Genomic DNA, 1,602 nt, shown 5'->3' on the forward strand with positions numbered 1-1,602 from the left:
CGGATTTTCCTAATGGCTCGTTTCTTTTTACTAACTTAGTTCCTGCCAACGCAACTAGCCATAACACGAACACGTTGGCAACAATATTACGAAAAACTTGCATTTGATTCATATTTGGTGTAATTTTACATCAAATATAATATTATGGCGAGACAAAGTATATCATTCACAAAACCCAACGATGAATGGCTGAAAAATCAAGTTGATAACAAAGAGTATTCGAGTAAAAGTGAGTTAGTCAACGATTTAATTAGACAAGCAAGAAATCAACAAGTTCAAATTGATTGGATTAGAACGAAGCTCGAGAAAGCTGAAAAAAACGGATTTACTTCTGATAATAAAGCTCAAATTCTAAAACATTCAAAGGATTTACTAAATGGCTGATTTTAGAATAAGTAATACTGCTAAAGAAGATTTAATAAGAATTCATCATTACGGTGTTAAAAAATTCGGAATTACTCAAGCGGATAAATACTTTGAATCTTTTTTTGAATATTTTGAGATCATTGCACAAAGACCTTATTCATTTGAATCTGTTGATTTTATAAAAAAAGGATATCGACGTTGTGTTTGTGGATCTGATAGTATTTTCTTTAAAGTCAATGAAGACATTATAGATATAATGGCTATAGTCGGAAAACAAGACTTGGATAATATTCTTTAAAAAATACAGTTGCCAACAACGTGTATCACTAATTACTTGGTCTGTGTGTACTCGGAAAATCCTGCGGATTTTCCTCTGGTTCGTTTTCTTTTAGTATTTTAGACCTAGCCAACGCAACTAGCCATACACAACACGTTGCCATTAATTATGAAGAAAATCCTGTTAATACTAATACTTCTTTACAGTAATTCAACAATTTGTCAAAATACAATTGAATTAATCGCATATGACTGCATTAAGGATAGAGAATCGAACAGAGATATTTCAGAAATTAAATTTGAAATACTGACTAAACACAAAGTTATTAGTCAGACTACTAAATCTAAATTTGATTTATTTAGGCTACAAACTTCTGCAAACGAAGTCAAAATTGAATATCATAATATTTATAATCAGAAAAAAGACACAACATTTTTGATTACACCTAAAACTCAAAAACTATTTTTGTGTATAGAAAAAATGAAAGATTATGAAATTAAGACCTTTATTGAAAAAAGTCTGGAGGAAAATAAGAATTGGAAATTAAAATTGTCTGGAGGTAGCTGCTTTGTATATACAGATACAGAGATTAAAATTATTCCTAATAAAAATGGTGCTATCCTAAAATATAAGTATGTTGAAGAACGAAATGGAAAAAAAATCAAAGAAAAAAAAGTGATTAAACTTGATAAAAATGACCTTGATAATCTAATAATGTTCGAAAAGAAATTAAGATTACTGAATTCAGCAATGAGAAGATGTGGACCTGGAACTTACTACTATTTATCTTTAGGAAATGAAACAATTGAAATAAAAGATGAAACTTGTGTCGGAATTTTTGAAGAATATATATCCAAAATAATTGAAAGAAATAACTAATGGCAACAAAGAACTGAGTTAAAAAACAAGCAATTTTAGCTTAATTTTGAAACAAAATTATCGTCGTAAGCCAATCCACT

The 1,602-nt window shown here is 29.0% G+C and carries 3 protein-coding genes; all 3 read left to right on the forward strand.

Features of this window, described 5'->3' with window-relative positions:
• The first annotated feature begins 144 nt into the window (after positions 1 to 144).
• The 3 genes from ACRHNM_RS16125 (at position 145) to ACRHNM_RS16135 (ending at position 1,522) form a co-directional block, all read left to right on the forward strand.
• Complete coding sequence (locus ACRHNM_RS16125) at positions 145 to 384, forward strand: ribbon-helix-helix domain-containing protein (protein WP_431137668.1); 240 nt, start codon at positions 145 to 147, stop codon at positions 382 to 384.
• Positions 377 to 664: a type II toxin-antitoxin system RelE/ParE family toxin gene (locus tag ACRHNM_RS16130; protein WP_431137669.1), complete on the forward strand. Its 288-nt coding sequence runs from the start codon at positions 377 to 379 to the stop codon at positions 662 to 664. Before ACRHNM_RS16125 ends, ACRHNM_RS16130 begins: the two co-directional genes overlap by 8 nt.
• A 147-nt stretch (positions 665 to 811) precedes the next feature.
• The gene (locus ACRHNM_RS16135; protein WP_431137670.1) at positions 812 to 1,522 is read left to right on the forward strand and encodes a hypothetical protein; all 711 of its coding nucleotides are present in this window, start codon (positions 812 to 814) and stop codon (positions 1,520 to 1,522) included.
• The last annotated feature ends 80 nt before the right edge of the window (positions 1,523 to 1,602 follow it).

Source organism: Psychroserpens mesophilus (assembly GCF_050617655.1).
Classification (GTDB): Bacteria; Bacteroidota; Bacteroidia; order Flavobacteriales; family Flavobacteriaceae; genus Psychroserpens; species Psychroserpens mesophilus_A.

Coding starts and splice junctions, on each gene's coding strand:
- ACRHNM_RS16130 (WP_431137669.1), top strand. CDS start 377: ATGGCTGATTTTAGAATAAGTAATACTGCTAAAGAAGATTTAATAAGA.
- ACRHNM_RS16125 (WP_431137668.1), top strand. CDS start 145: ATGGCGAGACAAAGTATATCATTCACAAAACCCAACGATGAATGGCTG.
- ACRHNM_RS16135 (WP_431137670.1), top strand. CDS start 812: ATGAAGAAAATCCTGTTAATACTAATACTTCTTTACAGTAATTCAACA.